23 protein-coding genes, 1 tRNA gene and 1 riboswitch are annotated in these 24263 nt (G+C 73.9%); of the genes, 13 read left to right on the top strand and 11 right to left on the bottom strand.

What is annotated here, in order from left to right; genetic code table 11:
- Positions 1-112 precede the first annotated feature (112 nt).
- A tRNA-Thr gene (locus tag IE170_RS13705) sits at positions 113-188 on the top strand.
- Positions 189-247: 59 nt separating this feature from the next.
- Here the strand turns inward: IE170_RS13705 and IE170_RS13700 are convergent.
- On the bottom strand, positions 248-1627 hold the full coding sequence (locus IE170_RS13700; RefSeq protein WP_189809620.1) for an NAD(P)/FAD-dependent oxidoreductase: 1380 nt from the start codon (positions 1625-1627) through the stop codon (positions 248-250).
- A 159-nt stretch (positions 1628-1786) separates the two neighbouring features.
- Here IE170_RS13700 and IE170_RS13695 point away from each other — a divergent pair, with 159 nt between their 5' ends.
- Positions 1787-2461 (top strand): pentapeptide repeat-containing protein, encoded by a 675-nt coding sequence (locus IE170_RS13695; protein WP_189809619.1) that lies wholly within the window; start codon positions 1787-1789, stop codon positions 2459-2461.
- 57 nt (positions 2462-2518) lie between these two features.
- Here IE170_RS13695 and IE170_RS13690 read toward each other — a convergent pair whose 3' ends face one another.
- The 3 genes from IE170_RS13690 to IE170_RS13680 form a co-directional block, all read right to left on the bottom strand.
- Positions 2519-3022: a hypothetical protein gene (locus tag IE170_RS13690; protein WP_125548410.1), complete on the bottom strand. Its 504-nt coding sequence runs from the start codon at positions 3020-3022 to the stop codon at positions 2519-2521.
- Positions 3023-3682: 660 nt separating this feature from the next.
- On the bottom strand, positions 3683-4303 hold the full coding sequence (locus tag IE170_RS13685) for a response regulator (RefSeq protein ID WP_189809618.1): 621 nt from the start codon (positions 4301-4303) through the stop codon (positions 3683-3685).
- The gene (locus IE170_RS13680; RefSeq protein WP_223856256.1) at positions 4300-5484 is read right to left on the bottom strand and encodes a sensor histidine kinase; all 1185 of its coding nucleotides are present in this window, start codon (positions 5482-5484) and stop codon (positions 4300-4302) included. The genes IE170_RS13685 and IE170_RS13680 overlap by 4 nt, the downstream gene beginning before the upstream one ends.
- 322 nt (positions 5485-5806) lie before the next feature.
- Between IE170_RS13680 and IE170_RS13675 the strand changes: the two genes are divergently transcribed.
- Both IE170_RS13675 and IE170_RS13670 read left to right on the top strand, forming a co-directional pair.
- A complete protein-coding gene (locus IE170_RS13675; RefSeq protein ID WP_189809617.1) occupies positions 5807-6367 on the top strand; it encodes a GlcG/HbpS family heme-binding protein in 561 nt (186 codons plus the stop codon).
- Positions 6368-6460: 93 nt separating this feature from the next.
- On the top strand, positions 6461-7873 hold the full coding sequence (locus IE170_RS13670) for a M1 family metallopeptidase (protein WP_189809616.1): 1413 nt from the start codon (positions 6461-6463) through the stop codon (positions 7871-7873).
- 152 nt (positions 7874-8025) lie between these two features.
- Here IE170_RS13670 and IE170_RS13665 read toward each other — a convergent pair whose 3' ends face one another.
- Positions 8026-8601, bottom strand: a complete 576-nt coding sequence (locus IE170_RS13665) for a TerD family protein (RefSeq protein ID WP_125548305.1) — start codon at positions 8599-8601, stop codon at positions 8026-8028.
- Between the two features lie 227 nt (positions 8602-8828).
- On the opposite strand from IE170_RS13665, the gene arfB reads away from it, so the two are divergent.
- A complete protein-coding gene (gene arfB, locus IE170_RS13660; protein WP_189809615.1) occupies positions 8829-9254 on the top strand; it encodes an alternative ribosome rescue aminoacyl-tRNA hydrolase ArfB in 426 nt (141 codons plus the stop codon).
- A gap of 56 nt (positions 9255-9310) precedes the next feature.
- On the opposite strand, the gene IE170_RS13655 is transcribed toward arfB, so the two are convergent.
- On the bottom strand, positions 9311-9880 hold the full coding sequence (locus IE170_RS13655) for a flavin reductase family protein (protein ID WP_189809614.1): 570 nt from the start codon (positions 9878-9880) through the stop codon (positions 9311-9313).
- Positions 9881-10199: 319 nt separating this feature from the next.
- Here IE170_RS13655 and cdgB point away from each other — a divergent pair, with 319 nt between their 5' ends.
- Positions 10200-11885 (top strand): diguanylate cyclase CdgB, encoded by a 1686-nt coding sequence (gene cdgB, locus IE170_RS13650; protein ID WP_189809613.1) that lies wholly within the window; start codon positions 10200-10202, stop codon positions 11883-11885.
- A 68-nt stretch (positions 11886-11953) separates the two neighbouring features.
- Positions 11954-12988, top strand: coding sequence for a carbohydrate-binding protein (locus IE170_RS13645; RefSeq protein WP_189809612.1), 1035 nt, complete (start codon positions 11954-11956; stop codon positions 12986-12988).
- 64 nt (positions 12989-13052) lie between these two features.
- On the opposite strand, the gene IE170_RS13640 is transcribed toward IE170_RS13645, so the two are convergent.
- The 3 genes from IE170_RS13640 to IE170_RS13630 all read right to left on the bottom strand — a co-directional run bounded on the left by IE170_RS13640 (position 13053) and on the right by IE170_RS13630 (position 16189).
- Positions 13053-13979 carry a 1-phosphofructokinase family hexose kinase gene (locus IE170_RS13640; protein ID WP_189809611.1) on the bottom strand — a complete coding sequence of 309 codons (927 nt, stop codon included), beginning with the start codon at positions 13977-13979 and terminating at the stop codon, positions 13053-13055.
- 117 nt (positions 13980-14096) lie between these two features.
- Positions 14097-15257: an N-acetylglucosamine-6-phosphate deacetylase gene (gene nagA / locus IE170_RS13635; protein ID WP_189809610.1), complete on the bottom strand. Its 1161-nt coding sequence runs from the start codon at positions 15255-15257 to the stop codon at positions 14097-14099.
- A complete protein-coding gene (locus IE170_RS13630) occupies positions 15257-16189 on the bottom strand; it encodes an ROK family protein (protein ID WP_189809699.1) in 933 nt (310 codons plus the stop codon). Before IE170_RS13630 ends, nagA begins: the two co-directional genes overlap by 1 nt.
- Before the next feature lie 164 nt (positions 16190-16353).
- Between IE170_RS13630 and IE170_RS13625 the strand changes: the two genes are divergently transcribed.
- The 3 genes from IE170_RS13625 to otsB all read left to right on the top strand — a co-directional run bounded on the left by IE170_RS13625 (position 16354) and on the right by otsB (position 18924).
- Positions 16354-17655: an extracellular solute-binding protein gene (locus IE170_RS13625; protein WP_229884719.1), complete on the top strand. Its 1302-nt coding sequence runs from the start codon at positions 16354-16356 to the stop codon at positions 17653-17655.
- A 131-nt stretch (positions 17656-17786) separates the two neighbouring features.
- Positions 17787-18023 carry a DUF3263 domain-containing protein gene (locus tag IE170_RS13620; RefSeq protein ID WP_125545468.1) on the top strand — a complete coding sequence of 79 codons (237 nt, stop codon included), beginning with the start codon at positions 17787-17789 and terminating at the stop codon, positions 18021-18023.
- A gap of 58 nt (positions 18024-18081) precedes the next feature.
- Positions 18082-18924 (top strand): trehalose-phosphatase, encoded by an 843-nt coding sequence (otsB, locus tag IE170_RS13615; RefSeq protein WP_189809608.1) that lies wholly within the window; start codon positions 18082-18084, stop codon positions 18922-18924.
- Between the two features lie 234 nt (positions 18925-19158).
- Here the strand turns inward: otsB and IE170_RS13610 are convergent, their stop codons facing one another.
- Positions 19159-20619, bottom strand: a complete 1461-nt coding sequence (locus tag IE170_RS13610; protein WP_189809607.1) for an alpha,alpha-trehalose-phosphate synthase (UDP-forming) — start codon at positions 20617-20619, stop codon at positions 19159-19161.
- 63 nt (positions 20620-20682) lie between these two features.
- Positions 20683-21633: a glucosyl-3-phosphoglycerate synthase gene (locus tag IE170_RS13605; protein ID WP_189809606.1), complete on the bottom strand. Its 951-nt coding sequence runs from the start codon at positions 21631-21633 to the stop codon at positions 20683-20685.
- Positions 21634-21818: 185 nt separating this feature from the next.
- Positions 21819-21972: riboswitch (SAM riboswitch) on the top strand.
- 18 nt (positions 21973-21990) lie between these two features.
- On the opposite strand from IE170_RS13605, the gene thrC reads away from it, so the two are divergent.
- The 3 genes from thrC (at position 21991) to IE170_RS13590 (ending at position 24231) form a co-directional block, all read left to right on the top strand.
- Positions 21991-23295 carry a threonine synthase gene (gene thrC, locus IE170_RS13600; protein ID WP_189809605.1) on the top strand — a complete coding sequence of 435 codons (1305 nt, stop codon included), beginning with the start codon at positions 21991-21993 and terminating at the stop codon, positions 23293-23295.
- 48 nt (positions 23296-23343) lie between these two features.
- A complete protein-coding gene (locus IE170_RS13595; protein ID WP_189809604.1) occupies positions 23344-23622 on the top strand; it encodes a MoaD/ThiS family protein in 279 nt (92 codons plus the stop codon).
- A gap of 405 nt (positions 23623-24027) precedes the next feature.
- Positions 24028-24231 carry a cold-shock protein gene (locus IE170_RS13590; RefSeq protein WP_005315736.1) on the top strand — a complete coding sequence of 68 codons (204 nt, stop codon included), beginning with the start codon at positions 24028-24030 and terminating at the stop codon, positions 24229-24231.
- Positions 24232-24263: the final 32 nt, after the last annotated feature.

Here is a 24263-nt window from a genome sequence, read left to right as displayed (position 1 = left end):
GGACAACGAACATGCGGGCGGGTGGTAACGGGAGGCGGGAAATCGCCTTCGCGGCGGGGGTGTGCGGCTGTGTAAAGTGGGGGCGATCTGTGCGCTGTGCAGCGTCACACATGCCGCCTTAGCTCAGTTGGCAGAGCAGTTCACTTGTAATGATCAGGTCATCGGTTCGATTCCGATAGGCGGCTCCATTCCACGGGTTGAAGACCCCGGACCTCTGGTCCGGGGTCTTTCTCGTGGGCCCGCGGGGTCAGTGGCGGCCTGCGATGCGGTTCGCGAGGCGGGCCAGGGGGGTTGTCACCGGGGTGTGGGTGGCGGTTTCGCGGCGGTCGGCCTCGCGGTAGGCGGCGTACAGGGCGTGGACGCCGAGCCAGCGGAAGGGTTCGGGCTCCCAGCGGCGTACGCGGTGGTTCACCCAGGGGAGTGTGGTGAGCTCGGTGGTGTCGCCGAGGACCAGGTCGCGCAGGGTGCGGCCGGCCAGGTTCGAGGTGGCGACGCCGGAGCCGACGTAGCCGCCGGCCCAGCCCAGGCCCGTCGTGCGGTCGAGGCTGACGGTGGCGCACCAGTCGCGGGGGACGCCGAGGACGCCCGACCAGGCGTGGGTGACCTCCACTCCGGCGAGGGCGGGGAAGAACGCCGTCAGGAGGCGGGTGAGGGAGGCGATCGTCGCGGGGCTGGTGCTGCCGTCGTTGTCGGTGCGGGAGCCGAAGCGGTACGGGACGCCCCGGCCGCCGAGGGCGATCCGGCCGTCCGCGGTGCGCTGGGCGTACATGTAGGCGTGGGCCATGTCGCCGAGGGTCTCCGCGCCGTCCCAGCCGATGCGCTGCCAGGTGGCTTCGGGGAGCGGGGCGGTGGCGATCATCGAGGAGTTCATGGGGAGCCAGGAGCGCTTCTGGCCCTTGAGGGAGGCGGTGAAGCCCTCGGTGCAGCGCAGGACGAACGGGGCGCGGACGGTGCCGTAGGGGGTGGTGGCGCGGCGGGGGGCGAGGGCGGTGACGGGGGTGGATTCGTGGATGGTGACGCCGAGGCGTTCGCAGGCGGCGGCGAGGCCCCGGAGGAGCTTGAGGGGGTGGATGCGGGCGCCGTGCGGGGTCCAGGTGGCGCCGACGGCGTCGGCGACGTCGATGCGGGCGCGGGTCTCGGCGGCGTCGAGGAGGATGCGGTCGGTTTCGCCGAACGCGGCTTCGGCTTCGTGGAAGGCCTTGAGGCGGGTGAGTTGGGCGGGGGTGCGGGCGACTTCGAGGACGCCGCCGTGGTGGATGTCGGCGTCGATGCCCTCCTTGGCGGCGGTCTCGATGACCTCGGTGACGGTGGCGTTCATCGCCTGCTGGAGGCGGCGGGCCTCGGGTAGGCCGTGGAGGCGGGCGTACCGGTCGCGGCCGGCGATGCCGTTGTAGAGCCAGCCGCCGTTGCGGCCGGAGGCGCCGTGGCCGCAGGTCTTCTGCTCCAGGACGGTGACGCGGAGGTCGGGTGCGGCGGTCTTGAGGTGGTACGCGGTCCACAGGCCGGTGTAGCCGCCGCCGACGATGACGACGTCGGCCGTCGTGTCGCCGGTGAGGGGCGCGCGGGCGGGCGGGGTGGCGCCGGGGTCCGCGGCGTGCCAGAAGGAGATGCCGCCGTTGATCGTCATGGGGGAGTTGGTACACCCGGGGCAGGGGGGTGTCCAGGGGGCGGGGTGTCGCGTTCCGGGGGCGCGGAGCAGGCCGTTTGCCGGGTGTGCGGCGTGGCGGGGTGTGTCTTCGGGCGGCGCCCGGGCCGCGGTGTCGGTGGGGGAGGGCACGATGGGGGGATGGCGGGCAACGGGCGCAGGGTGGCGGTGCGGGCGGCTCGGCGGCCGGAGGTGCGGCTGCCGGAGCTGCGGGGGTGGGGCGGCGGGGGGCTGGAGCCGGACGGGGACTACGACGGGGTGGAGTTCGCGGGGGCGGACCTGTCCGGGCAGGAGGGGGCGGGGGCCCGGTTCCTGGAGTGCGCGGTGCGGGACTGCGTCCTGGACGGGGCGGGGCTGGCGCGGGCGCGGTTCCTGGACTCGGTGTGGGAGGGGGTCCGCGCCGTGGGGGCGGACCTGTCGGGGGCGGTGCTGCGCGATGTGGAGGTGTCCGACGCCCGGTTGGGGGGTGCGGCCCTGCACGGGGCGGAGTGGGAGCGGGTGGTGGTGCGGGGCGGGAAGTTCGACTTCCTGAACCTGCGGGGGGCGCGGCTGCGGGACGTGGTGTTCGAGGGGTGCGTCCTGGTCGAGCCGGATCTTGCGGGGGCGGTGCTGGAGCGGGTGTCGTTCCGGGGCTGTGTGCTGCGCGGTGTGGACGTGTCCGGCGCGCGGATGGCGGACGTCGACTTGCGGGAGGTCGCGGAGCTGGAGGTGGTGCGGGGGGTGGAGTCGCTCGCGGGAGCGGTGGTGACGCCGGGGCAGTTGGTGGAGCTGGCACCGGCGTTGGCGGCGTGCCTGGGGGTGCGGGTGGTGCCGTAGCCGCGGGGGCTCGGGGTGCTTCGCCCGTACGCACGCCCCTCCGGCCGGCGGCGGGGGTCAGGCCGGGACGCGGGGGAAGCGGGACTGGAGGGTCCAGATGGCCGGGTTGTCGGCGAGGTCCTCGTGCATGTCGACCAGGTCGGCGATGAGGTCGTGGAGGAAGTCGCGGGCCTCGCGGCGCAGGAGGCGGTGGCTGAAGGTCAGCGGGGGCTCCTCGGGGGCCATCCAGTCGGCTTCGATGTCGACCCAGCCGAAGCGGCGTTCGAAGAGGATGCGGTCGGTGGACTCGGTGAAGTCGAGCTCGGCGTGGCGGCGGTCGGCGGAGCGGCTGCCGCGGGGGTCGCGGTCGAGCTCCTCGACGATGTCGCACAGGGCCCAGGCGAAGTCGAGGACGGGGACCCATCCCCAGGCCGTGGACACTTCCCGGTCGGTTTCGGTGTCGGCGAGGTAGACGTCGCCGCAGAAGAGGTCGTGGCGCAGGAGGCGGACGTCCGCGGTGCGGTAGTCGGTCTGCGGGGGGTCGGGGAAGCGTCGGGAGAGGGAGTAGCCGATGTCGAGCACGTAGCCGATGGTGTCACGGGGCGCGCGCGGGCACCGCGCGCGGGGCGGCGTACGGGCCGGAGCGGTGCGGAGACGCGGGCCGCGCTCGCCGCCCGGGCGCGGCCGCCGGCGGGCCGCTTGGCGTGATGCGGCCGTCGGGCCGTGTCGGGTGGGGCCGTCGGAATGCCCTGCCGTGCCGCCCTGGGGCGCGGATCTGCCGCGCCGTCCCGGGTACGGCCGCGGCCGCGGTCCGGCCCCGGTGTAGTTCCGCCGCGTTGCGGCGGGGGATGCGGCCTGCCGCAGCCGGGCCCCGTGCGCGCCCGCGCCGCCTTGCCCCGGCTGCTGCCTGCCACGCCGTTCCGGGTGCGGCCGCCGTGTCGCCCGTCTGCCGTACCGCCCCTCGGGTGGCGCTGTTGCGCCGTCTCCGGAGGCGGCTTGCCGCGCCTTGCCGTGCCGGCTCACCTCGGCTGCTGCCTGCCGTACCCGCTCGGCCGAGGCCGGCCGCCGGGCGCGTCCGGCGCTGCCCGCCACCCAGGCCGTGCAGTCCGCCGCCTCGTCCTGCGCCCTTCCGGGTGCGGTCTTCGGGCCGTTCCGTCCGCGACGCCCCGCGCGGAAGCGGTCTGCCGTGCTGTCCTGTTCGCCGCCCGGCAGCCTTCCTCGGCTGCCGTCTGCTGCCCCCGGTCAGGGGAGGAGGCGTTGTTCCTTGGCCACCGAGACGGCGCCTGCGCGGGTGTCGACGCCGAGTTTGTCGTAGATGCGGCCCAGGTGGGTCTTCACCGTGGCTTCGCTGATGAACAGGGCGCGGGCGATGTCGCGGTTGCCGAGGCCGCGGGCGAGTTGGCCGAGGATGTCGAGTTCGCGGTCGGTGAGGGTGGGGCGGGTGCCGCGCATGGCGGCCATGACGCGGCTGGCGACGGGCGCGGAGAGGGTGGTGCGCCCTTGGGCGGCGGCGTGGATGGCGGCGAAGAGCTCTTCGGGGCGTTCTGCTTTGAGGAGGTAGCCGGTGGCTCCGGCGCCGATGGCGCGGGTGATGTCGGCGTCGGTGTCGTACGTGGTGAGGACGAGGACGTGGGGCGGGTTCGGTGCGGCGGTGATGCGGCGGGTGGCCTCGACGCCGTCGATGCCGTCGCCGAGCTGGAGGTCCATCAGGACGACGTCGGGGTGGAGGCGGGCGGCGAGGGTGACGGCTTCCTCCCCGCTGCCCGCTTCGCCGAGGACGTCGATGTCGGGGGTGCTGGCGAGGAGGGCGAGGAGGCCGGCCCGGACGACGGCGTGGTCGTCGCAGAGGAGGAGGGTCGTCATGGGCGGTGCTCCAGGGGGATGGCGGCGGAGAGGACGGTGCCTTCGCCCGGGGTGGATTCGAGGGTGAGGGTGCCGCCGAGCTGGCCGAGGCGGGCGCGCATGGCGGGGAGTCCGTGTCCGCGCCCGGTGGCGGGGTCGGGGCGCGCCGGGTCGGGGCCGGGCCGGCCGGCGTCGGGTGCGTGGCGGGTGGTGTCCGCGGCGGGGAAGCCGTGGCCGTCGTCGGCGACGTCCAGGACGACCTGGTCGCCGAGGTAGGTGAGGGTGAGGGCGGCGGTGCGGGCGCCGGCGTGTTCGCGGATGTTGGCGAGGGCGCCTTGGGCCACGCGGAGCAGGGCGGACTGGACGCGGTCCGGGAGCGGGACGGGCGTCCCTTCGAGGTGGAAGCGGACGGCGACGCCTGGCCCGGCGTCGAGGGTGCGGAGGGCTTCGGGGAGGTCGGCGCCGCCGGCGAGTTCGCTGGGGGCGAGGTCGTGGACGAGGCGGCGGGCCTCGGCGAGGCCGCGGGCGGCGATGCCGTTGGCGGTGCGGACGTGGGTGCGGGCGGTGGCGGGGTCGGCGTCCCAGACGCGGTCGGCGGCCTGGAGGAGCATCTGCTGGCTGGAGAGGTGCTGGGCGAGGGTGTCGTGGATCTCCATGGAGAGGCGCTGGCGTTCGGCGAGGGTGCCTTCGCGGCGCTCGGTGGCGGCGAGTTCGCGGCGGGTGCGCAGCAGGTCGTCGATGAGGGTCCGCTGGGCTTCTGCCTGGCGTTCCATGTGGACGAAGACGGCGGTGGCGAGCGCGGCGACGGCGGGCGGGGCGACGAGGAGGTTGGGGTCGAACTCGTCGGCGAGCCGGAGCTGCGCGGCGACGACGAACGCGGTGAGGGTGGCGACGAGGACGATCGCGGCGCGCGGCGGGAGGGTGCGCAGGGCGGTGAAGAAGAGGGGGACGGCGCACCAGGCGAAGCTGGGGGCGAGGTCGACGAGGACGGCCCAGGTGGCGGTGACGAGGCCGAGCCAGACGAGGCGGCGCAGGGTGGGGGCGGCGCCGAGGGCGGGGCCGAGGACGTACAGGAGGGCGAGCGCGGTGCCGAGGGCGATGATCCACGGGGTGTCGGGGGAGCCGGGGTGGCGCAGCAGGTAGCGGGCGACGGAGGCGGTGAGGAGGAGGAAGAAGGCGGTGTGCATGACCGCCGCGAGCATCCGGGTGCCGCCTTCGCGTGCGGGGGCGGGGTGGGGGTGGGTGGTCACGTCGGGCTCCCGGTGGGGCGTGGCTGCTCGGCTCCATCGTGCCCGGTGGCGGGCGGTGGCGCCTCCAGCCAACGGGGCGGCGGGCGGGTGCGCATCAGCCGATCGGTTGACCCGGGGGTCGTCCGGTCCGGGCGGGGAGGCGAGCCGGTACGGGGACGTGGGGAAGGGGGGTGCGGGCGGAGGCTGGAGGGGTCCCGACGGGCCGGACGCACGGCGTCCGGCAGCGGCGGCCGGCGCAGCTGCGCGGTCGTCGACGATCCCAGGAGCAGCAGAGATGAAGACCCGCACCCGTGTTCTGACCGGTACCGCCCTCGTCGTCGCGCTGGGCGCCGGCGCGTTCGGCGCGGTGAGCGCCAACGCGGCGCAGTCGGCGCCGGCGGCCGCCGCCGCGGCCGCGGCGAAGAAGGACGGTGTGGTGGACGGCAAGGCGTTCACGACGTCGACGCACCTGACGGTCGACGCGGCGGCGCGGGCCGCGCAGGCGGCGCTGGAGGCGGCGCGCAAGGAGAACCAGCGGGTGACGGTGGCGGTCGTGGACCGCAACGGCAACACGATCGTCACGCTGCGCGGTGACGGTGCGGGCCCGCAGTCGTACGAGTCGGCGGAGCGCAAGGCGTTCACGGCGGTGGCGTGGAACGCGCCGACGTCGGTGCTGGCGGGCCGGCTGGCGCAGGCCCCGAACCTGAAGGACATCCCGGGGACGCTGTTCCTCGGCGGCGGTGTGCCGGTGCAGGCGGAGGGCGCGCCGGTGGCGGGCATCGGTGTGGCCGGTGCGCCGAGCGGCGAGCTGGACGAGAAGTACGCGAAGGCGGGCGTGGACGCGCTGGCGAAGTAGGCGTCCGGCGGGTGCGGCCGCGGTGCCGGGCGGGGTCCCGGGGCCGCGGCCGAATCGGACCGTTGCGCACATACAACCCCATAAGATCGTGGGGTGGATACCCGTACGCTCCTTCGTTCCGCCGGTCTGGCCGCCTCCGCCGCGCTCCTCGTCGTGGGGACGGGGTGTACGGCCGAGACGGTGCAGGGCCGGCCGGGCGCGTCGGGGCTGCGGGACGCGTACTTCCCGAAGGCGGGCAACGGCGGGTACCAGGTGGAGCACTACGGGCTGGACCTGGGCTACGACCCGGCGGACGGGGTGCTGCGAGGCCGCGCGGTGATCACGGCGCGGGCGGAGCAGGGGCTCAGCTCGTTCAACCTGGACTTCAGCGGGCTGAAGGTGGAGCGGGTCGCCGTGCAGGGCGCCGGGGCCCGGTTCAACCGGACGGGCAGCGAGCTGACGGTGCGGCCGGCCGACGACCTGGCGGCGGGCGAGGTGTTCCGCACGGAGGTCGTCTACAGCGGCCGGCCGAAGCCGCACGAGGACCCGGACGGTTCGACGGAGGGCTGGATCCGCCTGGACGGCGGGGCGGTCGCGGTGGGCGAGCCGGTCGGGTCGATGACGTGGTTCCCGGGGAACCACCACCCCAGCGACAAGGCCGCCTACGACGTGGTGCTGACCGTGCCGAAGGGGTACGAGGCCGTCTCGAACGGCCGGCTGCGCTCGCGTACGGACACCGGCGACGGGCGGACGGCGTTCGCGTGGCACAGCCCGGAGCCGGTGGCGAGCTACCTGGTCACGGCCGCGGTCGGCAGGTTCACGGTGACGGAGGGGCGGACGCCCTCCGGGGTGCCGCTGTACTCGGCGGTCGACCCGGGCGAGGAGGCGGAGAGCGCGCCCGCGCTGGGGCGGCTGGCGGAGATGACGGAGTGGGGCGCGGCGCGGTTCGGGCCGTACCCGTTCTCGGCGGGCGGGGCGATCGTGCTGCCGTCGGGGAGCCTGGAGTACGCGCTGGAGACGCAGACGCGGCCGGTGTTCCCGGGCGCGCCGACGGAGGACCTGGTGCTGCACGAGCTGGCGCACCAGTGGTTCGGGAACTCGGTGTCGCCGGCGTCGTGGAAGGACATGTGGCTCAACGAGGGGTTCGCCACGTACGCGGAGTGGCTGTGGGCGGAGGAGCACGGCGGGCCGACGGCCGAGCAGCGCTTCGAGGCGTTCCTGGCCGGGGACACCGCGGTGGACCCGGCGGCGGACTCCGACTGGGACGCGTTCGCGCCGGCGTCCCCGCCCGGGCCGGAGGACATCTCCGGGAATCCGGTCTACTACCGGGGCGCGATGGTGCTGCACCGGATCCGTCAGGAGGCGGGTGATGCGGCGTTCTCTGCGCTGCTGCGCGGCTGGGCGGCCGAGCGGCGGCACGGGAACGCGAGCACCGCCGACTTCACCGCGTACGCCGAGAAGCAGACGGGGCTGGACCTGCGGCGGGTGTGGGACGTGTGGCTGTACGGCAAGGACAGCCCCCGCTGACCGCGGCGCCGGGCCGCCCGGGCACGCCACCGCCCCCGGACCCCTCCCCGGACGGCCGGGAGGGGGCCGGAGCGGTCACCGCGGCCGCCGGGCTGATCCGGAACTCCGGGGATCCGGGGATCCGCCCGCGCCGCGATCCGGTGCGGGCGGGCTCAGACGTTGACGCCGAAGTCCTGGGCGATGCCGGCGAGGCCGGAGGCGTAGCCCTGGCCGACCGCGCGGAACTTCCACTCGGCGCCGTTCCGGTAGAGCTCGCCGAAGACCATGGCGGTCTCGGTGGCCGCGTCCTCGGAGAGGTCGTAGCGGGCGATCTCGGCGCCGCCGGCCTGGTTCACGACGCGGATGTACGCGTTGCGGACCTGGCCGAAGTTCTGGCTGCGGGAGTCGGCGTCGTAGATCGAGACCGGGAAGACGATCTTGTCGACGTCGGCCGGGAGGGCGGCCAGGTTGACGTTGATCGCCTCGTCGTCGCCGGCGCCCTCACCGGTGCGGTTGTCACCGGTGTGGACGATGCTCTGGTCCGGGGTGGACTTGTTGTTGAAGAAGACGAAGTGGCCGTCCGAGACGACCTTGCCCATCGCGTTGACCGCGATGGCCGAGGCGTCGAGGTCGAAGTCGACACCGGTCGTCGTCCGGACGTCCCAGCCGAGGCCGACCGTGACGGCGCTGAGGCCGGGGGCCTCCTTGGTGAGCGAGACGTTGCCGCCCTTGGACAGGCTTACTGCCATTGTGACTGGTGTCCCTTCCTCGTCGCTGACCGCGAGATGTGCGGTCAAGGTACCGCTGACCTTCATAACGCGGCGAGGTGCCCCGCAGGTTCCAGGGCGGCCTTCCGGGTTCCGGCGCGTCGCCGGGCGCGGGCCGGACGCGCGGGCGGCCGCCGGTCCGGCGCGCGGGCGCGGGAAGCCCGGAAATGCGGGTGACGGGGGCCGGGCGGGGGCGGGATCATGGGGGCATGCCTGGTCCCCATGTCATCCGCGGCTCCGTCGTGCTCCCCGAGGCGGAGCTCTCGTGGCGGTTCTCGCGTTCCTCCGGGCCGGGCGGGCAGCACGTGAACACCTCGGACTCGCGCGTCGAGCTGCTCTTCGACCTCGCGGCGACGAAGGCGCTGCCGCAGGTGTGGAAGGACCGGGCCCTGGAGCGGCTCGCGTCCCGCCTGGTCGACGGGGTCCTGTCCGTACGGGCCTCCGAGCACCGCTCGCAGCTGCGCAACCGGGAGATGGCGCTGGTCCGGATGGCGTCCCTGCTCGCGGAGGCGACCGCGCCGCCGCCGAAGCCGCGCCGCGCGACGAAGATCCCGAAGGGGATCAACGAGCGGCGGCTGCGGGAGAAGAAGGCCCGCGCCGAGACCAAGCGGGGCCGCTCGGGCCGCGACTGGTAGCCGCCCGCCTGCCGGCGGTCCGCCCGGCCGCCCGTTCCCGGGCCGGCGCGCCGCCGTCAGGGGGCCAGGTGCCGGTACCGCCCGCGGAAGTACGCCAGCGGCGCGGCGTCCGGCGCGGGGCAGCGGGCTGCGAGGACGCGCCCCACCACCAGCGTGTGGTCGCCGGCCGGGACCCGGTTCTCGGTGCGGCACTCCAGCGTGGCCAGGGCGTCCGTCAGCAGCGGCGACCCCGACAGCTCGCCGCGCTCCCACGGCAGGTCGGCGAAGAGCAGCCGGTCGCTGATGCGGCCCTTCATCGAGAAGCGGCTCGCGACCTGGACCTGGTGGTCGGCGAGGACGGAGACCGCCCACAGCGGCTGCTCGGCCAGCAGGTCGTCCATCCGCGAGCCCTCGCGGACGCTCACCAGCACCAGCGGCGGGTCCAGCGAGACCGACACGAAGGCGGTGGCGGTCATGCCGACGTCCTCCCCGGGCGGCCCGCCCGGGGCGAGCGGCGGCTCGTGGGAGGTGATCAGGCAGACGCCCGCGGCCAGTCTGCTCATCGCGGCGCGGAACTCGTCGTGGCTCACCCCCTCAGGATGCGGGGTGGCGGCGGGCGGCGCGGGCAGGGGAGTCGTCTTCAGCACGTCCGGAACGCTAGTCTCGCCCTCCCACGGCGCACATCGGGCCCCGGGCCGAACCGGTCCCGGACCCTTGGCCTAGGCCCGGTCCTGCCCGGGCCTGCCGAGCGCCGCCGCCGGAAGGAGAAGGGGGGAGCGCCGCACCGCTGCGGGAGCCGTAACCGGACGCCTGCGGTCATCTCATGTGACTTGAGTCACAGACGGCAAGATTTGTTGACCCTGTGTACCTGCCGCACAGCTCACTGTGATTCAGTGGTCGGGACACCGCAACGAAACGCCGATGACAAAACTGGAGTTGCTGTCGAGGTCTCGGGGAGAGCGAGCGATGGAGACCGAGTCAGAGCCGTACGTCCGTCTTGCGACCCTGCGGCAGCTGCACCGGGTGGTGGCCGAGCTCAACACGGCCAGGAGCCTTGCCGACACCCTGCAGACCGTCGTCGACGGCATCGTCACCGGCCTCGGCTACCAGCTCGCCTGCGTCAACCTCGTACGCCCCGACGGTGACCTCGTCGTCGCCGCGTTCGCCGGCGACCCCGCGGCGGAAGCGCTCATCACCGGCCGCGTCGGCTCACGCAGCTCCTGGGAGCGCCGCCTGACGATGGGTGAGAACTGGGACGGCCTGCGCTTCATCCCGCACACCGAGGGCTGGATCCTGCTGGAGGACGACGTCCCCCAGTGGCACACCGACGGCCCGGACCCCCGCTTCGAGGACGAGTGGCACCCCGAGGACCGGCTCTACGCGCCGATGTACGCCTCCGGAGGCGAGCTCCTCGGCGTGATCTCCGTCGACCGGCCGCGCAACGGCCGCCGCCCCGGCGCGTGGGGCCGCGAGGCCCTGCAGATGTACGCCTTCCAGGCCGCCATCGCGATCAGCAACGCCCGGCTCCGCGCGAACATGCAGCGCGCCCTCGTCCGCCTGGAGCGCGAGCAGCAGGCGCTGCGCGCCAGCGAGGAGTCGTTCCGTCAGGCCTTCGAGTACGCGCCCAGCGGCATGGCCATCGCCGAGATGGGCGGCGACCAGCACGGGCGGCTGCTGCGCACCAACGACGCCCTGTGCCGGCTGCTGGGCCGCCCCGCCTCCGTCCTGCGCCGGTACTCCTTCTCCGACCTCGTCCACCCGGAGGACATCGGCACGCTGCTGCGCACCTCCGCCGAGGGCGGCCGGGCCGAGCTGCGGCTGGGACGCCGCGACGGCACGTACGTGTGGGTGTCGCTGCGGAACTCGGTCGTCGCGGACGCCGCGGACGGGCCGCGCTTCCTGCTGACGCACGTCGAGGACATCGAGGAGCGCAAGCGGCACGAGCTGCAGCTCGCCCACCGGGCCAGCCACGACTCGCTGACCGGGCTGCCCAACAGCGCGGAGCTCCGCGCGCGGCTCTCCTCGCGGCTGTGCCGGATGCCGCAGGCGGTCCGGGCCGGCGCGGTGGAGGCCCTCGACGCCGCGTACGAGGGCGGCGGGGCCTTCGCGGACGCGGCGGTCGGACCCGGCGGGTCCGCGTACCGGCACGAGGGGTACCCGGAGCCGTTCGAGCTCGGCGCGCCCGGCCCGGGGGCGGGCCCGTACGACCACCACGTGCACGCGGTGGCGCCGGCCTCCGACGTGGACGACGGAACGAAGGGGCTCGCCGTCCTCTTCTGCGACCTCGACGGCTTCAAGTCGATCAACGACCGGTTCGGGCACCACACCGGCGACGCCGTCCTGATCGAGGTGGCCCGCCGCCTCACGACGGGCGTCCGGGACGGCGACACCGTCGCCCGGCTGGGCGGCGACGAGTTCGTCGTCCTCGCCGACGGGCTGGGTGCCGCGGACGCCGCCGACCTCGCCGTCCGGCTGCGGAACGCGATCATCCCGCCGATCCGGGTGGACGGCCGCGCCGTGCGTGTCGGGGCCAGTTTCGGAATCGGCTGGGCCAGCTGCGGAATGTCCGCCGACGAGGTCCTGCGCTCCGCCGACCAGCGCATGTACATCGAGAAGCGGTCCCGGTCCAAGGCGCACCGCCGGGCCGGCTGACCCCGTCGGCCGCCCGTGGGTGCACGTGTTCGGGGTAGGCTCCCGGGGGTCGAAAGGAGTGACCTGCGATGACGACGCCCGCGAACAACGGCCCGAACGGCGGGGCGAACAAGCCCGAGGACGACGACCCGTTCGGCTACCTCTACGCGGACGGCCAGGCTGCCGGAGCATCCCCGCCCCCGCCGGGCGGCGGCTACAGCTACCCCGGCCCGACGGTCGGCGGCCAGCCCGGCGTCCCCCGCACCTCCTACAACCAGGTGCGCACGGTCGGCGAGCGGACCTACGGCGGCCAGCGGGCCGTCCCCCAGCAGCAGCCGCCGGGCTACCAGGCCCAGTACCAGGCCCCGGAGGCCCTCCAGGCCGGCGGATACGGCACACCGCCGCCGCAGCCGCAGCCGCACGCGACCACCGCGATGCCGCTGCCGGGCGGCGGTGGGACGGCCGGCCACGGCGGCCGCGGGCGCGGTGGGGGCGGCAGCTCCAGCCGGCGCGGCCTGCTGATCGCGGCGGTCGCCGTCGTCGGCGCGGTCGTGATCGGCATCGGTGCGGCGCTGCAGTTCGGCAACCAGGACGCGGGCAAGGACGACGCCGGCAAGGACAGCCAGGGCCAGAACCAGCAGCCGCAGCCGCAGAACCCCGGCGCCTCGGACGCCCCCAGCCCGTCGGCGTCCCCCGAGCCGGGGCTGCCCAAGGGGGACGCGGGCGGTCCGGGCATGGCGATCGCCGGCGGTGCCATGCTGCAGAACGCGGTGCCCGGCGCGAAGTCGTCGAGCGGACAGTACGTCGGCAACTTCAACCAGGTCGGCGCGTCGGTGACGTGGACGCTGGACCTGCCGAAGGGCGGCACTTACCGCTTCTACGTGCGGTTCGGCATCCCAGGCGAGGACGCCGACGGCACGCTGACCGTCAACGGCAAGCCGAACCCGCAGCCGATCAGCATGCGGAACTTCTCCAAGCAGCCGAAGGGCGACTGGGAGAAGGGCTGGCAGACCACCTGGGGCCAGGTGAGCCTCAAGGAGGGCACGAACACGGTGAAGCTGTCCTGCGAGGCCGGCAACAAGTGCAACGTGAACATCGACCAGTTCTGGCTCGCCGCCGGCTGACGCCGACCCGGCCGGGACGCTCTGCAGGAGCGTCGGCCCGACCGGCTCCCGCAGCCGCCGCGACTCAGGCCGGCTGAGCTGCCGTCACGCGTACCGACCCCCGTACCTCTTCGTAGGTGCGGGGGTCGAACTCCCCCGCCGCCGGTGCCAGGACCGTCGCCGCCGACAGGGCCACCGCACGGCTCAGGCGGGACGGCCAGTCCAGGCCCTCGACCAGGCCCGACAGGAGGCCCGCGACCGCCGAGTCGCCCGCGCCCGTCGGGTTTCCGGAGAGGGGGCGGGGCGGGGCCGCCTGCCAGGTGCCCTCCGGGGTGGTGGCCAGGAGGCCCTGCGGGCCCAGTGAGGTGACCACCGCGTGGGCGCCGCGGCGGCGGGCGTCGCGGCCGGCCTGGACCGGCTCGCGGGAGCCGGTGAGTTCGGCGACCTCGGCGGCGTTCGGCTTGACCATGTCGGGGCGGGCCGCGATGCCGCGGCGCAGGGCCTCGCCGCTGGTGTCCAGCAGGACGGGGACGCCGGCCGCGCGGGCCGCCCGTACGAGGACGGCGTACGCCCCCACCGGCACGCCCGGCGGGAGGCTGCCGCACAGGGCCACCGCCTCCGCGCCGGCGAGGAGGGCCCCGTACCGCTCCGTGAACTCGGCCCATTCCCCGGAACCGATCATCGGCCCCGGTTCGTTGAACTGCGTGGTGTCCCCGGACGATTCGTCGACGACGGCCAGGGTGCGGCGCGTCGGGCCCGCGCAGGGGACCAGCGCGTCCGTCACGCCGGGGCAGCCAGCGAGCAGTTCGCGGACGGCCTCGCCGGTGCGGCCCCCGGCGAAGCCGGTGGCGGTCACCGGCCGGCCCAGTGCGGCCAGGACGCGGGCGACGTTGAGGCCCTTGCCGCCGGGCCGTTCGGTGACGGCGGCGGCGCGGTGGGAGGCGTGCGGGATCAGCCTGGGCACGCGGTGGGTGACGTCGAGTGCGGTGTTCAGCGTCACGGTCAGGATCATGGTTCTTCAGGTCCCGGTCTCGGTGTGTGCCGGGATCATGTCAAACACCGGGCGGACGGCCCAGTCCCGCGGGCCGTCCGCCGTCCGCCGTCGCCGCCGAACCCCCCGATCGGCGGCTCAGCCCTGCAGGGCCGGGGGCCTGACGACCCATTCGCCGCGCCGCATGACGCCCTTCAGGTCGAACGCCGCGTCCAGGACGACCAGGTCGGCGTACTTGCCCGGCTCCAGGGAGCCCACCTCGTCGTACAGGCCCAGGAGTTTGGCCGGGTTGGCGGAGATCGCCTGGACGACGGACTCGACGGGCAGCCGGTCCAGGGTGACCGACCGCTTGAAGGCGGTGTCCAGGGTGAGGGTGGAGCCGGCGATGGAGCCGCCCTCGACGAGGCGGGCCACGCCGTCCTTCACCTCGACCTCCAGCGGCCCCAGGTGGTAGGTGCCGTCGCCGAAGCCGGCCGCGTCCATCGCGTCGGTGATCAGGGCGACGCGGTGGGCGCCGGCGTGGTGGAAGGCCAGTTCCAGCATCGCCGGGTGGAGGTGGGTGCCGTCGTTGATGAGCTCGACGGTGACCCGCTCGTCCTCCAGGAGGGCGGCGATCGGGCCGGGCGCGCGGTGTTCCATGCCGGGCATGGCGTTGTACAGGTGGGTGGCGACGGTGGCGCCCGCGTCGATGGCCTGGCGGGTCTGGTCGTACGTGGAGTCGGTGTGCCCGATCGCGGCGATCACCCCGTGCTCGGCGAGGAGGCGTACGGAGTCCAGGCCGCCCGGCAGCTCGGTCGCGAGGGTGACCATGCGGGCCGTGCCGTGGGCGGCGTCCACCAGCTTGCGGACCTCGGCCGGATCGGGGTCGCGCAGCAGTTCCGCCTTGTGGGCGCCCTTGCGGCAGGGGTTGATGAAGGGGCCCTCGAAGTGGATGCCGGCGATCTCGCCCTGCTGGGTGAGCTCAGCGAGGAGCCCGGCGCGGCGGGCCAGTTCGTCGAGGCCGCCGGTGACGGTGGACGCCACCAGGGTGGTCGTGCCGTGCTCGCGGTGCGTGCGTACGCCCCGGAGGACTTCTTCGGCGGTGCCGGAGGTGAAGGAGGCGCCGCCGCCGCCGTGGTTGTGCATGTCGACGAAGCCGGGGACGAGCCAGTGCCCCGACAGGTCGGCGACGGAGGCGTCCTCGCGGGCGCTGCCGGCGATGCGGTCGCCCTCGACGATGACGCGGCCGCCCGCCACGATCCCGGTGGGCAGCACCACCCGCGCGCCGGAGAGAACGGTGCTGTGTGCGCTTCCGGACATCAGGCAGGTACCTCCGTGGCGAGTAGGTCCCAGGCGAGCAGCCCTGCGCCCAGGCATCCGGCGGTGTCCCCGAGGGCCGCCGGCACGATGTGGGGCAGCCGCTGGAACGTCACGCGCTCCTCGACGGCCGCGCGGAGCGGTGTGAACAGGACTTCCCCCGCCTCGGCGAGCCCGCCGCCGATGATCAGCGTGCGGGGGTCCAGCAGGGTGATCGCGGTGACGAGGCCGTCGGCGAGGGCGTCGACGGCCTCCTGCCAGATGCGGCGGGCAGCGGCGTCGCCGGCCGCGACGGCCCGCGCGCAGTCGGCGGCGTCGGCGTCCGGGTCGCCGCAGGCGGCGGCCCAGGCGCGGCTGACGGCGGAGGCGGAGGCGAGGGTCTCCAGGCAGCCGCGCTGCCCGCAGCCGCAGGCGGGCCCGCCGGGGCGGACCACGATGTGGCCGATCTCGCCCGCGTAGCCGTGGGCGCCGGCCTCGATGCGGCCGGCGATGCCGATGGCTCCGGCGATGCCGGTGCCGAGGGGGACGAACAGGAAGCGGTCGGCGCCGCGCCCGGCCCCGATGCGGCCCTCGGCGAGGCCGCCCGTGCGCACGTCGTGGCCGAGGGCCACGGGGAGGGAGCCCAGCCGGGCGGCGAGGAGGGTGCGCAGGGGCACGTCGCGCCAGCCGAGGTTGGCGGCGTACACGGCGGTCCCGGTGTCGGCGTCCACGATGCCGGGGACGGCGACGCCGGCCGCGACGGCGGCCGCCCCGAAGCGTTCGCGGCCCAGCGCGTGCAGCTCGGCGGCGAAGTCCAGGATCGTCCCGACGACGGCCTCCGGGCCGCGGTCGCGGCCGGTGGCACGGCGCGCCTGGTGCAGCAGGGTGCCGTCCTCGGCGATGAGGGCGGCCTTCATCCCGGTGCCGCCCACATCGAGGGCGATGACGTGTTTCACGGGTTTCACGGGTGACAGTCTCGCTCGCTTCGACGGGAAAGGTCTAGTCCATTGGAGGGGATTGTTGAGCTGCCATACAAATTCCGGCCGCCGACCGTGCCCGAATGTGGACCAGCGGCCAAAGTGGTGTAGACCTTACGTGGATCGTACGTACAACCTGGGATGTGTCGAGAACTGTGAAGGGCCGTTACCTGAGCCTGACCGCTACCGGAGCCGCACTGAGCCTGGCGGTGACGCTGACCGGATGCGGAAGCCTCATCGGGGACAACGAGGTGACCCTCCGGGTCGTGGCGGCCGACTACGGCGACAATCCGCAGAACTCCTCGGCGACCTACTGGAAGGACCTCGCCGCCGGCTTCGAGAAGGCCCACCCCGGCGTCAAGGTCGAGGTCAGCGTCTACTCCTGGTCCGAGGTCGACGCCAAGGTCGCGGCCATGGTCAAGGAGGGCAAGGCCCCCGACATCGCGCAGATCGGCGCCTACGCCGACTACGCCGCCGCCGGGAAGCTCCACACCGCCGACGAGCTGCTGTCCGTCCAGACCGAGGCCGACTTCCTCGCGCCCCTCGCCGAGGCCGGCAGGGTCCGCCGCACCCAGTACGGCATGCCCTTCGTCGCCAGCACCCGCCTGCTCTTCTACAACGAGAAGCTCCTCGCCGACGCCGGTGTCATCCCCAAGGACGGCAGGACGCCGTGGCAGCCCAAGAGCTGGGCCGACCTGGAGGCCGCCGCCAAGAAGCTGAAGGCCGCGGGCGTGCCGACGCCGTTCGCGCTGCCGCTCGGCCGGGAGGAGGCGCAGGCCGAGACGATGATGTGGATGCTGTCGGGCGGAGGCGGCTACACCGACAACGAAGAGGCGTACGCGATCGACTCCGCGGAGAACGTCAAGACCTTCGAGTTCCTGCGCGACAAGATGGTCGGCCAGGGCCTGACCGGAGCCGGCGAACCCGGCAAGACCGACCGGCAGGCCGCCTTCGACGCGTTCACGCGCGGCGAGGTCGGCATGCTCAACGGCCACCCCACCCTCATCAAGCAGGCGACCGAGAAGGGCGTGAAGTTCGGCATGGTGCCGATGCCGACCGCCGACGGCAGCGCCCAGCCGACCATGGGCGTCGCCGACTGGATCATGGCGTTCAAGAACGGCCACCGTGCGGAGTCCGGGAAGTTCCTCGACTGGGTGTACGACTCGAAGAACGTGACGGCCTTCACCCGCAAGTACGACCTGCTCCCCGCCACCACCAGCGGCTTCCGCGCGATGGAAGCGGCGAACGGCGGCGCCAACGCCCAGCTGAAGCCCTTCCTCCAGGCCCTGCCGAACTCCCGGCTGTACCCGGTCGGCAAGAACTCCTGGGCCGCGGTCAGCGAGAGCGTCAAGCAGAACATCGGCAGGGCCGTCCAGCCGGGGGCGCAGCCGGGGAAGGTGCTGGAGGAGATCGCGGTCCGGGCCCGCGCGGAAGACAAGCGCTGAACGCGCGGCCGGCGGCGCCGGACCCGGCGCGAGGCGCCCCGCCGGGCCGGCGCGCACCGTCCCCGCCCCCGGCACCCACCCCGAGCTTGGCGGCCCCGGTGGGTGTCGGAGGGCGGCGTTAATCTGGCCGTATGACGGACGAAGAGCAGCTCACGGCCACCGAAGCCGCTGTGCTCGCCTTCGAGGGGCGGGCCTGGCCCGGGCCGGGCGCGAAGGAGCGCGCGATACGGGAGGGACTGGGGATGACCCCGGTCCGCTACTACCAGCTGCTCAACGCGCTCATGGACGACCCGCGCGCCCTCGCGCACGCCCCCGGCACGGTCAACCGCCTCCGCCGCATCCGCGACGCCCGCCGCGCGCGCCGCTGACGCCTCGACCCCGGGGGCGCCGTAGCCGTCGTTCCGGTCGGCCGTTAGGGTCGTTCCCATGGGGAGCCATCCGCACGATCTGCCGATGCCCGTCACCGCCGCCGGCCGCGAGGGACTCGCGGCCCTGCTCGGCGACCCGCGCCGCAGCGTGGTCGCCCTCGACTTCGACGGCACCCTCGCCGACATCGTCCCCGACCCCGACCAGGCCCGCGCCCACCCCGACGCCGTCCCGGCGCTCGCCGCCCTCGCCCCGCGCGTCGGCTCCGTCGCCGTCGTCACCGGCCGGCCGGCGGGCGTCGCCGTACGCCTCGGGGGCTTCGCCGGGGTCGCAGGCCTGGAGCACCTGGTCGTGCTCGGGCACTACGGGGCCGAGCGGTGGGACGCCGTCAGCGGCAACGTCCACGCCCCGGCCGAACACCCCGGCGTCGCCGCCGTACGGGCCGAGCTGCCCGGGTTCCTGCACTCCATCGGCGCCTGGCACGGCACCTGGATCGAGGAGAAGGGCCGCGCCCTCGCCGTCCACACCCGGCGCGCCGAGGACCCGGCCGCGGCGTTCGCCGCCCTCCGTGAGCCGCTCGCCGAGCTGGCCGCTCGGCACGGGCTGATCGTCGAGCCGGGGCGGGCCGTCCTGGAGCTGCGGCCGCCGGGCATGGACAAGGGCGTCGCCCTCACGGAGTACCTCGCGGAGACGGGCGCCGAGACGGTGCTGTACGCCGGGGACGACCTCGGCGACCTCGCCGCGTACGCGGCCGTCGAGAAGAGGCGGGCCGAGGGGCTGCCGGGGCTGCTGGTGTGCAGCGGCTCGGAGGAGGTGCCGGAGCTCGCTTCGCGGGCCGACCTCGTCCTCCCCGGCCCCGCCGCGGTCACGGCCTTCCTGGCGTCCCTGGCCACCGCCCTCTAGCCCCGGGGCCCGCTGCAGCCCACTCCGGCTTCCGGGGCTCCGCCCCGGACCCCCCGCAAGGGGTCCGGGCGCAGCCCGGTTTCGGGAAGGGGCGGGTAGGGGACTGCTCCGCGCAGCGGCCCACCGCCCCGGGCCGGCGCCCGGCCCACCGCCCCGGCCGGAGCGGGGATCCGGGGCCCAGCGCCCCGGCGGCGGCCGAGTCGGGGTCCGGGGCGGCGGCCCGGGCTTCGGGCGTCAGCTCCGCAGGCCGCGGAGCGTCGTCAGCTGGGTGGTGAACCACGCCGCCGGCGGAAGGGCCGTGGCCGCCGTGGCCAGGCGCTTCGTGCGGGCCGCCCGGTCCTCCGCCGGCATCGTCAGGGCCGCGTGCAGCGCATCCGCGGTCGCCGAGACGTCGTACGGGTTCACCGTCAGCGCGTCCGCGCGGAGTTCCCCGTACGCGCCGGCCCCGGTGGACAGGACCAGCGCGCAGCCGGCCTCCGAGACGACCGGGATCTCCTTCGCGACGAGGTTCATGCCGTCGCGGACCGGGTTGACGAGGGCGACGTCCGCCATGCGGTAGACCGCGAGCGAGCGGGCGAAGTCGTCCTGGACGGACAGGATGACCGGCTCCCAGTCGGCCGTGCCGTACTCCGTGTTGATCTCCGCGGCCAGGTCGCGGACCGCCTGCGTGTACGCCCGGTACTCGGGGAGGTCCTGCCGGGACGGGTAGGCGGACGCGAGGTGGACGACGCGGCCCTGCCATTCGGGTCGGGTCGCCAGGAGCTCCCGGTAGGCGAGGAGGCCGCGGACGATGTTCTTCGACAGTTCGGTGCGGTCCACGCGGACGATCGTCTTGCGGTCGCCGATCGCGGCCCGCAGCTCCGCGAGCCGTTCGTCGACCTCGGGCCGGCCGGCGAGCCGCCGCAGTTCGTCGGCGTCGACGCCGAGCGGGAAGACCGCCACGTCGGTGCGGAGGTGCCGTACGGGGCTGTGGGGGTTCTTCGCGACGTACCGCTCGCCGCCGGTCCCGGCCGGCATCTTCGGCTCGGCGGTCCCCCGAGAGTCGTCGAGGCGGGCGGAGCCGAGGAAGGAGTGCGCCCACGCGTCCGTGTGGAAGCCCAGCAGGTCGGCGCCGAGCATGCCCCACAGCAGGTCGGCGCGGATGTCGTCGGGGAGCATCTGCAGGAATTCGTGCGACGCCCACGGGGTGTGGGTGAAGTGCGCGATGCGCAGGTCGGGGCGGAGTTCGCGGAGCATGCCGGGGACGAGCGCGAGGTGGTAGTCCTGCACGAGCGCGCACGCGCCCTGCTCGGCCTCCTCGGCGAGGGCTTCGGCGAAGGCCCGGTTGTAGGCGGTGTACGCCTCCCACTGGCGGCGGAAGGCGGCGTCGAAGACGGGGGTGCGCGGGACGTCGTACAGGTGGTGGTGGGTGAACCAGAGGACGGAGTTGGCGATGCCGTTGTACGCGGCGTCGTAGGTGTCCGGATCGATGTCCAGCATCCGGACGCCCGGTTCGGCGACGCCCCGGCGGACGGCCTCGCGGTCGCCCGGCGAGAGGGCGGCGCAGATCCACAGCGCGCCCGGCTGCTCGGCCAGGGCGGCCGACAGCCCGGAGACGAGGCCGCCTCCGCCGCGGCGGGCACCGAGGGTGCCGTCGGAGTCGAGGTCGTAGGAGAGCGGACCGCGGTTCGCGGCGACGAGTACCTGGGAAGCCATGCGGCGAACCTAGCCCGGCCCGCGCCCGCTCAAACGTCCGGTTTCACCCGTGTTCGCCCGCCGTCACGCCACGCGTCGGACCGCGTACTCCTCGACGTCGGCCATCGGCGGCCGCTCCTCGGTGTCCACGGGGTGGGTCCGGGGCTCGAAGCCGTGCGGCCCGCGCTCGAACTGGGTCAGCGCCGGCCGCACCAAGTGCCCGCGGGAGAGCCGCAGCTGCGCGGTGCGGTAGATCGCGGCGGCCATCCGGCCCAGCGCCTGCCCGTCCTGGTGCCGGTGGAGGCGTACGCCGACGTCCACCTGGGCGAGCGCGTCGAGGCCGACGGTGTGCAGGGCGTCGACGAGGAGGCCCAGCTCGACGCCGTAGCCGACGGGGAACGGCAGCCGCTCCAGCAGGCCGCGGCGGACGGCGTACTCGCCGCCGAGCGGCTGGACGAAGCCGGCGAGCCGCGGCCAGTGCAGGTTGAGCAGCGGGCGCGCGACGAGTTCGGTGACGCGGCCGCCCTGGCCGGGGGCGTCGCCGAGCGGGCGGTCGTACATGGCCTTGACGAAGTGGACGTCCGGCTCGGTCAGCAGGGGGCCGACGATGCCGGTGACGAACGCGGCGGAGAAGTCGCGCAGGTCGGCGTCGACGAAGCAGACGACGTCCCCGGTGGTGGCGAGCAGCGAGCGCCACAGCACCTCGCCCTTGCCGGGCACGGCCGGGATGCGGGGCAGGATGTCGTCGCGGTGGACGACGGTGGCGCCGGCTTTCGCCGCGACCTCGGCGGTGCGGTCGGTGGACCCGGAGTCGACGACGACGAGCTCGTCGACGAGCGGGTGGGGCAGTCCGTCGACGAGTTCGCGCCGGATGACCTCGACGATGTCGCCGACGGTCGCCTCCTCGTCGAGGGCGGGCAGGACGACGCTGACCGTGGTGCCGGCCGCGCGTTTGGCGGCCAGCAGCTGGTCGAGCGGCCGGTCGGCCACGGACCAGGAGCGGTCCGCGAGCCAGCGCTCCACCTCTTCCAGCACGTTCGGCTCTCCCTGCTTCCCTCGGCCGGTTCGGCCGAAAAGTGATCCATCTCGCGCTTCGGACGGCTGTCTCAACCGCCCGGAGCTTCGGTTACAGTCTTGAACAACGCGAAGGACCGCCGCATGCCGGGGTCCTTCCGACAAATGCCGGGGTGCGCCAGTCGAGCGCGCGCCCCGTGCCATACCGCTCATCCAGAGGGGCAGAGGGACACGGCCCGTTGAAGCCCCGGCAACCCTCCAGTCGGTTTCCCGCCACTGCGTGCAGCAGCAGCGAGGTCCCCGGCTAGGGAAGGTGCCAATTCCGTCTCATGGCGAAGTGCGCCATGGGGAAGATGAGGAGAAAGGGCCTCGCCGATCATGGCTGCACAGACCGTTGCCGTACCTTCTGCCGGAACCTCCGCTTCTGCGCCCTCCGTGGACCTCGGCCCCGCCGCCGGCCTGTCCTGTCGCGAGTGCGGCACCCGCTTCGAGCTCGGGCCCATTTTCGCCTGTGCCGAGTGCTTCGGGCCCCTCGAAGTCGCGTACGAGCTGCCGGCCGGGGACCCGGAGGCGCTGCGGGCGGCGATCGAGGCCGGCCCGAACAACATCTGGCGCTACGCCCCACTGCTGCCCGTCCCCGCGGACGTGGCCTCCAAGCCGAGCCTGAACCCGGGCTTCACCAAGCTCGTCGACGCCGAGAACCTGGCCAAGGAGCTGGGCGTCACCGGCAAGCTGTACGTCAAGGACGACTCCGGCAACCCGACGCACTCCTTCAAGGACCGCGTCGTCGCGATCGCGGTCGAGGCCGCCCGCGCCTTCGGCTTCACCACCCTCTCCTGCTCCTCCACGGGCAACCTGGCCGGCGCGGTCGGCGCCGCCGCGGCGCGCGCCGGGTTCCGCTCCTGCGTGTTCATCCCGCACGACCTGGAGCAGGGCAAGGTCGTCATGGCCGGCGTGTACGGCGGCGACCTCGTCGGCATCGAGGGCAACTACGACGACGTGAACCGCTTCTGCTCCGAGCTGATCGGCGACCCGCTGGGCGAGGGCTGGGGCTTCGTCAACGTCAACCTGCGCCCCTACTACGGCGAGGGCTCCAAGACGCTGGCGTACGAGATCTGCGAGCAGCTCGGCTGGCGGCTGCCCGACCAGATCGTGGTGCCGATCGCCTCCGGCTCGCAGCTCACGAAGATCGACAAGGGTCTGCAGGAGCTCGTGAAGCTGGGCCTGGTCGAGGACCGCCCGTACAAGATCTTCGGCGCGCAGGCCGAGGGCTGCTCCCCGGTGTCGACCGCGTTCAAGGCCGGCCACGACGTGGTCCGCCCGCAGAAGCCGAACACGATCGCGAAGTCCCTCGCGATCGGCAACCCGGCGGACGGCCCGTACGTGCTGGACATCGCGCGCCGCACCGGCGGTTACGTCGAGGACGTCACCGACGAGCAGGTCGTCGAGGCCATCAAGATCCTCGCGCAGACGGAGGGCATCTTCGCGGAGACCGCGGGCGGCGTGACCGTCGGCGTGACGAAGAAGCTGATCGAGAACGGGCAGCTCGACCCCTCGCTGACCACCGTCGTCCTCAACACCGGCGACGGCCTGAAGACCCTGGAGGCGGTGGCCGCCGACAGCGGGCAGACCGCCACCATCCGCCCGAGCCTGGACGCCTTCCGCGCCGCCGGCCTGGCCTGACCCTCCCTGCACCCCGCTGCACCCCGCGCCCGGAAAGGCAGAAGCGCCATGAGCGTCAACGTCCGCATCCCCACCATCCTGCGCACCTACACCGGCGGCCAGGCCGAGGTGCCCGCCGAGGGCGCCACCCTCGCCGAGGTCATCGCGTCGCTGGACGCGAACCACCCCGGGATCGCCGCGCGCGTCCTGGACGACCAGGGCAAGCTGCGCCGCTTCGTGAACGTGTACGTCAACGACGACGACGTCCGCTTCGAGGGCGGCTTGGAGGCGGCGACGCCGGACGGCGCGGGCGTGTCCATCATTCCGGCCGTCGCCGGCGGCTGCTGACCCGTACGCACGCACCCGTACGCACGCGCACAACCCGATTACCCCCTCCGGCAAAAAGCGGAGGGGGTAATTCTGCTTGGTTGGGCGCGGTAGAGTTGGGGAAGTCCCCTCCGCTGTTCTTGCCCGCCGCATATGAACGGGTCGCGTGATGGGTGACATTGAGTCAATGTGCGGGTGCGTTATGGGGCTTTGGCGCGATATGCCGGGTCCGAGTTGCCCGGGAATATGACAAATTTTCGGCCTATTTTCCGTTTTCGGCGTGTCCAGATTTCTCGTCGGATTGACCTGTTGCAGACAGCACCGGTGCAGATACATTCAGCCGCGGTCGAGGCGTTCCGGCGCAAGTTCTGACCCGGGACCGCGAAGTGCGGTCCTGCGCAAGGGCCAGTAATAGGGGAGTTAGGCATGGCTCAGGGCACCGTCAAGTGGTTCAACGCGGAGAAGGGCTACGGCTTCATCGCGGTCGACGGTGGTGCGGATGTGTTCGTCCACTACAGCGCCATCCAGATGGACGGGTACCGCACCCTTGAAGAGGGTCAGCGGGTCGAGTTCGAGATCTCGCAGGGCCAGAAGGGTCCGCAGGCGGACATGGTCAAGCTCGCCGTCTAGTCCCGGCGCGATCGACCACCGACGCATACACG

Source organism: Streptomyces toxytricini, from assembly GCF_014649915.1.
Classification (GTDB): domain Bacteria; phylum Actinomycetota; class Actinomycetes; order Streptomycetales; family Streptomycetaceae; genus Streptomyces; species Streptomyces toxytricini.
This window is presented reverse-complemented; position numbering and strand designations above follow the sequence as displayed.

Coding starts and splice junctions, on each gene's coding strand:
- IE170_RS13700 (WP_189809620.1), bottom strand. CDS start 1,627: ATGACGATCAACGGCGGCATCTCCTTCTGGCACGCCGCGGACCCCGGC.
- IE170_RS13695 (WP_189809619.1), top strand. CDS start 1,787: ATGGCGGGCAACGGGCGCAGGGTGGCGGTGCGGGCGGCTCGGCGGCCG.
- IE170_RS13685 (WP_189809618.1), bottom strand. CDS start 4,303: ATGACGACCCTCCTCCTCTGCGACGACCACGCCGTCGTCCGGGCCGGC.
- IE170_RS13680 (WP_223856256.1), bottom strand. CDS start 5,484: ATGCTCGCGGCGGTCATGCACACCGCCTTCTTCCTCCTCCTCACCGCC.
- IE170_RS13675 (WP_189809617.1), top strand. CDS start 5,807: ATGAAGACCCGCACCCGTGTTCTGACCGGTACCGCCCTCGTCGTCGCG.
- IE170_RS13665 (WP_125548305.1), bottom strand. CDS start 8,601: ATGGCAGTAAGCCTGTCCAAGGGCGGCAACGTCTCGCTCACCAAGGAG.
- arfB (WP_189809615.1), top strand. CDS start 8,829: ATGCCTGGTCCCCATGTCATCCGCGGCTCCGTCGTGCTCCCCGAGGCG.
- cdgB (WP_189809613.1), top strand. CDS start 10,200: ATGGAGACCGAGTCAGAGCCGTACGTCCGTCTTGCGACCCTGCGGCAG.
- IE170_RS13645 (WP_189809612.1), top strand. CDS start 11,954: ATGACGACGCCCGCGAACAACGGCCCGAACGGCGGGGCGAACAAGCCC.
- IE170_RS13640 (WP_189809611.1), bottom strand. CDS start 13,979: ATGATCCTGACCGTGACGCTGAACACCGCACTCGACGTCACCCACCGC.
- nagA (WP_189809610.1), bottom strand. CDS start 15,257: ATGTCCGGAAGCGCACACAGCACCGTTCTCTCCGGCGCGCGGGTGGTG.
- IE170_RS13620 (WP_125545468.1), top strand. CDS start 17,787: ATGACGGACGAAGAGCAGCTCACGGCCACCGAAGCCGCTGTGCTCGCC.
- otsB (WP_189809608.1), top strand. CDS start 18,082: ATGGGGAGCCATCCGCACGATCTGCCGATGCCCGTCACCGCCGCCGGC.
- IE170_RS13610 (WP_189809607.1), bottom strand. CDS start 20,619: ATGGCTTCCCAGGTACTCGTCGCCGCGAACCGCGGTCCGCTCTCCTAC.
- thrC (WP_189809605.1), top strand. CDS start 21,991: ATGGCTGCACAGACCGTTGCCGTACCTTCTGCCGGAACCTCCGCTTCT.
- IE170_RS13595 (WP_189809604.1), top strand. CDS start 23,344: ATGAGCGTCAACGTCCGCATCCCCACCATCCTGCGCACCTACACCGGC.
- IE170_RS13590 (WP_005315736.1), top strand. CDS start 24,028: ATGGCTCAGGGCACCGTCAAGTGGTTCAACGCGGAGAAGGGCTACGGC.